Genomic DNA, 8,317 nt, shown 5'->3' on the forward strand with positions numbered 1-8,317 from the left:
TTATCAAGATAAGTCAAGGTAAAACTCAGATCAATCAACTTTAATATTTTCATTTTTCCATAATCCATACCTATATAGATATTATGTAAATAGAATAATATTTTTGTTATATCTGTTATGATCATACAAAGGAATTTTATTTTATAACCATACTAATTGATTGGTCAAAACTTTTTGGAATGGATTTAATAATATTGATTGACATAATATATTGAATGTTCTACTTATAAGAAGCTGTAATGAAATAGCTCCTCAAAAGGAAATCGTTCATTCATTCAAATTAAAAGCGAAATCTCTTTTTGAAGAACAGTTAATATTCAAAAGAGAGAGGTAATAATGATAGTAATAGAGAGTATTAATCATGTGTGTCTAACAGTTGCTAATCTTGACAGATCAATACAATTTTATACAGATTTATTTGATTTTGAAGTAGTTGAAAAAATTGATAATTCACAAGAAGCCTTCATTAGGATAGGGGATATACTAATTGGATTATACGAAGATGAGGAGTTTACAGGACAGAGAAGCAACAAGAAATGTATTAGTTTTTATATTGATGAAGAGGATTTTGAAGATGCTCTGGAAGAATTAAAAGATAACGATATTCCAATAGTATATGGACCGGAGAATATTAGAAATGGTAAAACACTAATATTTATGGATCCGGATGGGAATCATATTGAATTATCTTATCCAAAGATATACTCATGAACATATTAGAGGTTTTTGGTGAAAATAAAATTATTCCAGTAGCTATTTTAAATAATGAAGATGAAGCAATTAAGACAGCAGAGGTTTTATTACAAAATTCAATAAAAATTATAGAAATTGCCCTTAGAACAGATAATGCCTTTAGATGCATTGAAAAGCTTAATCAACGTTTCCCAGAGTTGATTGTTGGCGCCGGAAGCGTTTTATCGAAGGATGCGTTAACGAGAGCAGTTGACGCAGGTGTAAAATTTGGAGTTGCTCCTTGTTTGGATTTGGATGTAATGGATCATGCCTCTAATATCAATATCGATTTTATCCCCGGAATTTCAACCCCATCTGAACTAAACCTGTCCCTAAAATTAGGAAGTAAACTTATTAAATTATTTCCCGCTTCCCCCCTTGGTGGAGTCAAATATATTAAAGCAATTATATCTCCATTTAAGATGATGGATTTCTCTCTTTTCCCAACTGGAGGTATAAATGAAAACAACATCTTAGATTTCATCCAAACAGATAGGGTAATTGCCTGCGGCTTGACATATATTGTGGATAGCAGTTTAATCTCCAAAGGGGATTATGATGAAGTGTATAAGAGAATAATCAAGTTAAAGGATACTCTATCAATTTAATGGATCACGAGCTAGGCCCTTGATCCATTTTTAATGCATTGATAAACCTATCTGATCATAAGGATTATGGATATAGCTGAATCCATCTTCCATGGAAATATCCTGAAGGTTCTTTTTTCGCTGAATCAGTATTGGGGGGATGACTCAGGTAGTGCCCACCAAGTTTACCGCGAATTTTTTCCATATCTGCATCAAACCAATCACCTTTGAAGATCCCACCAGGAATTTGAGGAACATCCCTATAATAACCCTTTAAGAATCCCTTAAACTCTCCATTCTTAGAAATGTATTTTCCATGAAAGCCCCCATTCTCATATTCGCCCTTTAAATATCCAGTTACCTTACCATAAATTGATTTCCAGGCTCCGTAAAAAATGGAATCCTCCTTCTCCCACATCCCTCTAAGAAAGCCATAAGCACAGATATCAGGACTTAGTTCGATTGCTTGAATAGAAACCGCATTCCCGCATCGGTCGATAGGAAAGATACCATGAAAATTTGATAATTTAGCAATTGGAATACGAATAGTAATCGGTTTTGTCCTGAAAATGAACAATGGTGCCTCAATTTCATCAGGATTACCTGGATCGATTTCGATATTATCATCCCCAGGATCAGTTATGTAAAATTGCTATCTTCATCTGATTGAATTGCTTTAGAAGTAGAATCTGCCAACCCCTCAAGTGTTTGAGGAAGATCTACATCATTATCAGGTTGATTTTCTATTGGTTTTATCACATGCAAGAGTTTCAATAAAACTCCATCGAAATGTGGTTTTGTCTTGGATACCCATTCAAGCGACTTATAGCATGCTAGTTCATCACATCTGGGTTTTATATAATCCTGCTTAGGCTCAAAAAGAATAGTCGCCCTTAAATTAATACATCCATCCGTTACATAAGCACCACCCTCCCAATCTATCCATCCATCGGAATTGCCGCTATAGCAGTTATCCAGCTCTAGGTTGTCATCTAATTCACTATAAATGTTTCCTCGTAACTTGCCCCATGTAATTCGCACTATATATCGTTTTATATCCGCTGGTTCTACTATATTGAAAAGTTCAGGCTCTTCCTCTATCATGATTTCAGCATCAGTCAGATCATCCGCAAAGGGTGTGTCATCCTGCATAATTTATAGCTCCTTCATCCCAAAAGCTGGCTCTTCATCTGTAGGTTGATAAAGATTGTTGTTGATCGCAGAATCGGATTCTTGTATGAGATGCATCGGTTGATCGGCTTCATTACAAGCAGAGGTTAATAATACTAACTTAAGGGAACCTCTATTAATTAAATTTCTAACAATACCCTTATTCACAAACCCTGTGGAATCAGGTGTTTGCACAGGCTGGCAACAAAATATTTTTAATTAATAGAGGTTCCCATAAAATTGTTTAAATGTTTTCATACTTCCTCCTTTATAATTAAAACCTTTTAATTATAGTTATTTTACATTTTTTTTCAAAAAATTTTTTGATATTATATTTTTATTTTTGGGAGGGTTGGCGGGAACTGAGGCAAGTTTTTACACACTCAATCGATCACTTCACAACCCCACAGAAATCCAAAACGACCTTATCAGGAACCAAGGTATAATTCCTGAACTCCCTATGTTTCACTAAAAATATAATAACATCCGCCCTTTCAAGGGCTTCTTCATAATCAACAAGTTCAAACCCATCTAGGGCATCAATATTTGGCTCTACAGTCAAAACATTATAATCTTCACTTATCAACTTCCTACATATCTTTAGCGCTGACGATTCTCTTAGGTCATCAATATCAGGCTTGTATGCAAGACCCATGCAAGCGACGACAACTCTAGTCTTATCAAACTTAGATAATTTCTCCACAATTTTTGCTAAAACCCATTCTGTTTTGTTAATATTGATTTCTCTTGCTGTTTTTATTATCTTTGAATCATCTTTGAAATCCGAAATAAGAAACCATGGGTCAACAGCTATGCAATGGCCCCCAACTCCACATCCTGGCTGCATTATATCTACCCTTGGATGCTTACTGGCTAGATCAATGAGTTCCCAGATATTTATATGGGCCTTATCAGCAATAATGGATAACTCATTAACAAATGCAATATTGACATCTCTGTAGGCATTTTCAACAAGCTTACACATCTCTGCGGTTTTAGCATTAGTTGTATGTAGGTCTCCTTTAACAAATATATTATAAAATGACATTGCTACTTTTGCTGATTTTTCATCCAGCCCACCGATAATCCTATCATTATGGGTGAGTTCATAAATCACTTGTCCAGGCAAAACCCTTTCAGGACAATAGGCAATATTTATATTATTCCTTAACTCTGGCATATTAGAAAAGATTATTTCTGACATCTTGCTCGTAGTCCCAATTGGACATGTCGACTCGATTATAACTAGATTCCCCTTCCTCAAATATGGAATAATCCTTTTTATCGCTGATTCAACATAAGAGATATCCGGTTCAAAATTATCATTCAGGGGCGTTGGCACAGCAATTAGAAATACATCTGCATTAATAGGTGTAGTGTCAGCTATTAAAAAGCCATTCCCTACAACATTATTGACCAAACCATCTAAATCAGGCTCAATAATATGAATCTTCCCCTGGTTTATTGTCTCAATAACATTTTCCTCAACATCAACACCATGGACGCATATCTTTTTACTTGCAATTAGTGCTGCGGTAGGCAATCCAATATATCCTAATCCCATTATTACTACTTTAATATCTTTTTTCATGTTATAAACACCAACAATTTATCATCCTACCCCGGGAAAGGACTTTACCCTTAGACAAAATTATAATATATAACTATCAATAATTTGAATAATGTGCATAAAGCTTCAATATCCTTCATTTGCAAAATTACTTTGAACCTCACTACAATTATCCCTATATCTACCAACCTCAATGCAAGAGATGTTGGGTTTTATTTATTATCTGCACAATTTTTTTACTACTTGTTCCATCACCATATGGATTTATCGCTTTAGCCATCGAATCATACGCTTTTTTATTATTCAATAACTTCAGGGATTCATTAACAATTTTTTGCTTCTCTGTACCAACGAGCAGGGCAGTGCCAGCATCTATCCCTTCAATCCTTTCTGTCACATCCCTCATTACTAAAACTGGCTTCCCTAACGATGGAGCTTCCTCCTGAATACCACCCGAGTCTGTAAGGACAAAATATGATTTATTCATCAACCATATTAAATGGGGATAATCTAACGGCTCAATAAGATGTATTTTTTCGATTCCACTTAGTATCCTATTTACCGGCTCCCTAACATTGGGATTCAAATGAACAGGATAAACGATCTCAACATTATTGTTTGTTTCCGCTATCTCTTTTAGAGAATAACATATCTCCTCAAAGGGTTTCCCAAAGCTCTCCCTTCTATGTCCAGTAACCAGGATTATTCTATTAGAAAAATCAATAAAATCGAAATGATTAACATAAAGTCCCTTGTCATGTTTTTTTATTATTTCTAGTCCCATAAATAACGCATCGATCACAGTATTGCCAACCACCCATACATTTTTATTTATTCCTTCATTGCTAAGGTTCTTTTTTGCCCTCTCAGTAGGAGCAAAATGGTATTCTGAAAGATGACTTGCCAAAATCCTGTTAACCTCTTCTGGAAATGGAGAATATATATTTCCACTCCTCAGTCCAGCCTCAATATGAGCAACCTTTATTCTATAATAAAAACCAGCTAAGGCCCCTGTTAAAACAGTTGTAGTGTCTCCCTGCACAAAAAGCAAATCTGGACTATAATCATCAAGCACTTTTTGAAGTCCTTTTAGTGAATTAACAGTAACGTCAATAAGGGATTGTCCCTGCTTCATTATATCAAGATCATAATCAGGTTTTATTTGAAAAAAATCCAGAACCTGATCAAGCATTCCCCTATGCTGCGCTGTAACACACACCCTATTTTCAAAATCATCATTATTTTTCTGGATTTCTTTAACTAAGGGAGTCAACTTAATGGCCTCAGGTCGTGTCCCAAAAATAAACAGGGTTTTCATATATCACCTTCCTTGTCAAATTCAATGGAATTAGTTTGAATTTACAAATAATGTACAACAACATCTATTTGCCTGATATAGTCAAACCGCTAAAGTGTATCCACGGAAAGATGGCGCCTCCAAAATCAACCCTCTCCTTTGAGATATTCTTGATGTTATTGAACATCTGTGCCAGATTGCCAGATATCATTGTTTCTTTCAGGGGATATTGAATTTCCCCAGATTCGATGAAATAACTGTTTTTTACAACACCGGAAAAATCACCATTTTCGCTTGGATTCCCTCCTGAAAATCGACAGAGAAGTATACCCTTTTGGATTGAGTTAATTATATCTTCAAGGGATTCATCACCAGGATCAATGATATAAGCGCCTCCATCATTTACAGCTTTTGCTCTACCAGTTTTTTTTGAACCATATAGAGATAATAAAAAGGTTTTTAAAATCCCCTTTTCAATAATTGTGCTGTTTTGTACCTCATATCCATCTCCAGTAATAAAATACCCGTTTGCAATCTCTTCAGAGATTGGCTTTGAATGAAGTGTTAATTTCGGATCTGCTATGGATTTATTCAATTTATCCTTATATATCGAATTCTCAGTAATAAGAGAATAATCGCTTAAGAAATTGCGGGTAATTGCTGAAATAAAATCTCCCAGGCAGTCAGGTGTTACTAGCACATCTCCTATGATTTTATCTGTAAATGATCTTGAATTTATCTGTTCACTGGATTGCTTTAAAAGCCTATCTATTGAGCCAAAATCCTTTATAGGTTTATCGAGTTTTCTTGCTGAAAAACCTGAATGATTAAAAGATGATGTTTTTTCCCCATCCTTTGATGTAAACATTGCAGAGAAGTGATTGATCCCCCTTCTGGAGATAAAGTCGATTCCATTCGAATTCTGTATATAACTCTTTGCTTTTGTAAAATCAAGTATCACCTGCTCCAGGATGGTTTTAGGATATTTTTCATTAGCATATTGCAGAAACTCCTTTAATTTGTCATACATATTATCAAGATCAGGATTCTTATCGCCAAGATCAAACTCTTTAGAAGTCTGCTTCTCAGCTATATCATTTGCGCTGTCTGCCTCAGAAACCTTGGCAATGGCTATAACCATATCAATAGCCTCATCTATAGATTCTTTATCTATTTTATTAAGAGAAATGGAGCCCTTTCTCTGATCAATGATTGCAACCATATGAAGATTTGTATCATAGGTTGTTCTTAAGAGATTTACATTATTACTTTCCACATTAAGTTCATTCTTTTCTCTATTCTGCAATATACAATGAGCCTTCTGAACCCCTAATTTTTGTAGAGAATCAATACAATATGTTACTATTTCCTTTTCTTCCATAAACTATTTCCCTCCAATATTTAGCCTGCATTTAATAGCTGGGCCGCCCATGCCAACAGGAATTGATTGTTTTTTCCCACACATCCCGCCACATTCCCAGGTCATATCATCGGATATCATGTTAACGGTTTTTAAAACATCAAAAGCTATCCCAGATATAGTGGTATTCCTTATGGCTCTTCCAACTTTTCCTTTCTTTATCTCATAACCAAGTACAATCCCAAACATAAATTCACTGGTTGAATCAGCCTGTCCATTCCCTGCCTTCATGAGATAATATCCATCCTCTATAGAAGATATCATATCCTCTAATTTGTTATCACCTGGCAATATCGCAGTATTCCTCATTCTAATAATAGGCTCGTCGGAAAATTGATAGGCTCTTGCATTGCCAGTTAGAGCAGCATTAAAATGGTTTGCACTCTCTTTATTATGCATAAAAGACTTTAATATACCATCTTGAATAATAACCGCGTTATCAGCCGCTGTGCCCTCATCATCAACATATATCGGAACAGGACAAAGAGCGCCAAGGGCAGTGTTTGCAAAATCTACAAGGGTAATCAATGGACTTGCCACTTCTTTATTCAGGTAATCACTTGCCACAGAACCACCCATCACAATATCAGCTTCAGTGGTATGACCTATGGCCTCATGAGAGAGTATTCCTGCAAGATTAGCATCAAGAATACATTCATTTATCCCAGCTCTGGGGTATATACCCCCCACCTTTTTCAGAAGATGTTCATACTGAGCATCGATTTTTTCAAAGAGCCCATCTGGGGAAGTGAAATTATCCTCAAACTGTCCAAAACCACCATATACATCAAAGAGTTCAATCGGTTCACCATCGCTTTGAACAGTAAGTAATATGTATATAAAACTTCTCGGTATCATTGAATATAAGGATGACATATCAGATGTAACGAGCGATTTTTCCATATCCAAACAATTCAAGACAACCGTCCTTGAGCTTAGCTTGGAATAACCTTTAGCTATATAATTATCAATCTCTTTTACAAAACTAATCAATTCCCTCTGATCTTTTCTCTTTTTTGTAGTGGAATAATCTTTCACTGCCTTAGCGCTGATCTCAGGTAATCCTTTCAAGTCTCTTTTCTCCCTAGATTTCAAAAAATGGGCATTATCAGTGGCTTTTGTAACGACTCTCTTTACTGCATCATCTGTAATGTTGGGATTGGATGCAAATCCCCAAGATCCATCGTTATAAACCCTTGCTGATACACCACTAATGGATGCTTTACTATTCTGTACAATATTTCCATCAATCATTGCAATTCTTAAACTTCGATTCTCCTGAACTCTTAGTTCAGTATATTTTGTAAATAGTTCTGAATAAGAACTGATATCCTTTGTAATCATATCATTACTCCCATGTTTAAATACTTTGACAAAAGTGAATCTTTCTAAAATAATCCCTCCGTAGGTTATTTTGGCGCAGTCAACAACCACCCCCACCAGAGGTGGGGGCTTGATGAGCCCCATAGGGGCTTTTTTTACTCAGCTAAAATAGTTTTCCTTGATTCTCTAATCTATCAAGTTTATCCTGATCTTTTATA

The 8,317-nt window shown here is 35.4% G+C and carries 9 protein-coding genes; 2 read left to right on the forward strand and 7 right to left on the reverse strand.

Annotation, left to right across the window (positions count from 1 at the left end):
- Nucleotides 1-336: 336 nt before the first annotated feature.
- Nucleotides 337-711, forward strand: coding sequence for a VOC family protein (locus tag SVZ03_02540; GenBank protein MDY6933086.1), 375 nt, complete (start codon nucleotides 337-339; stop codon nucleotides 709-711).
- Entirely contained in the window at nucleotides 708-1,340 is a 633-nt protein-coding gene (gene eda, locus SVZ03_02545) for a bifunctional 4-hydroxy-2-oxoglutarate aldolase/2-dehydro-3-deoxy-phosphogluconate aldolase (GenBank protein MDY6933087.1), read from the forward strand. Before SVZ03_02540 ends, eda begins: the two co-directional genes overlap by 4 nt.
- Nucleotides 1,341-1,404: 64 nt before the next feature.
- Here eda and SVZ03_02550 read toward each other — a convergent pair whose 3' ends face one another.
- From SVZ03_02550 to SVZ03_02580, 7 genes are all read right to left on the reverse strand, one after another.
- Nucleotides 1,405-1,896, reverse strand: a complete 492-nt coding sequence (locus SVZ03_02550; protein MDY6933088.1) for a hypothetical protein — start codon at nucleotides 1,894-1,896, stop codon at nucleotides 1,405-1,407.
- Between the two features lie 62 nt (nucleotides 1,897-1,958).
- Nucleotides 1,959-2,471 carry a hypothetical protein gene (locus tag SVZ03_02555; GenBank protein MDY6933089.1) on the reverse strand — a complete coding sequence of 171 codons (513 nt, stop codon included), beginning with the start codon at nucleotides 2,469-2,471 and terminating at the stop codon, nucleotides 1,959-1,961.
- 3 nt (nucleotides 2,472-2,474) lie between these two features.
- Entirely contained in the window at nucleotides 2,475-2,657 is a 183-nt protein-coding gene (locus SVZ03_02560; GenBank protein ID MDY6933090.1) for a hypothetical protein, read from the reverse strand.
- Nucleotides 2,658-2,880: 223 nt separating this feature from the next.
- A complete protein-coding gene (gene wecC, locus SVZ03_02565) occupies nucleotides 2,881-4,080 on the reverse strand; it encodes a UDP-N-acetyl-D-mannosamine dehydrogenase (GenBank protein MDY6933091.1) in 1,200 nt (399 codons plus the stop codon).
- Between the two features lie 169 nt (nucleotides 4,081-4,249).
- Nucleotides 4,250-5,377, reverse strand: a complete 1,128-nt coding sequence (gene wecB / locus SVZ03_02570; GenBank protein ID MDY6933092.1) for a UDP-N-acetylglucosamine 2-epimerase (non-hydrolyzing) — start codon at nucleotides 5,375-5,377, stop codon at nucleotides 4,250-4,252.
- Nucleotides 5,378-5,441: 64 nt separating this feature from the next.
- A complete protein-coding gene (locus tag SVZ03_02575; GenBank protein MDY6933093.1) occupies nucleotides 5,442-6,737 on the reverse strand; it encodes a TldD/PmbA family protein in 1,296 nt (431 codons plus the stop codon).
- Nucleotides 6,738-6,740: 3 nt separating this feature from the next.
- Complete coding sequence (locus SVZ03_02580) at nucleotides 6,741-8,120, reverse strand: TldD/PmbA family protein (GenBank protein MDY6933094.1); 1,380 nt, start codon at nucleotides 8,118-8,120, stop codon at nucleotides 6,741-6,743.
- Nucleotides 8,121-8,317: the final 197 nt, after the last annotated feature.

This window comes from Spirochaetota bacterium (genome assembly GCA_034190085.1).
Lineage (GTDB): Bacteria > Spirochaetota > UBA4802 > UBA4802 > JAFGDQ01 > JAXHTS01.

What these genes read in the sequence shown, in the direction of transcription:
- wecB (MDY6933092.1), bottom strand. Translation starts at nt 5,377, where the DNA reads ATGAAAACCCTGTTTATTTTTGGGACACGACCTGAGGCCATTAAGTTG.
- SVZ03_02555 (MDY6933089.1), bottom strand. Translation starts at nt 2,471, where the DNA reads ATGCAGGATGACACACCCTTTGCGGATGATCTGACTGATGCTGAAATC.
- eda (MDY6933087.1), top strand. Translation starts at nt 708, where the DNA reads ATGAACATATTAGAGGTTTTTGGTGAAAATAAAATTATTCCAGTAGCT.
- wecC (MDY6933091.1), bottom strand. Translation starts at nt 4,080, where the DNA reads ATGAAAAAAGATATTAAAGTAGTAATAATGGGATTAGGATATATTGGA.
- SVZ03_02580 (MDY6933094.1), bottom strand. Translation starts at nt 8,120, where the DNA reads ATGATTACAAAGGATATCAGTTCTTATTCAGAACTATTTACAAAATAT.
- SVZ03_02575 (MDY6933093.1), bottom strand. Translation starts at nt 6,737, where the DNA reads ATGGAAGAAAAGGAAATAGTAACATATTGTATTGATTCTCTACAAAAA.
- SVZ03_02540 (MDY6933086.1), top strand. Translation starts at nt 337, where the DNA reads ATGATAGTAATAGAGAGTATTAATCATGTGTGTCTAACAGTTGCTAAT.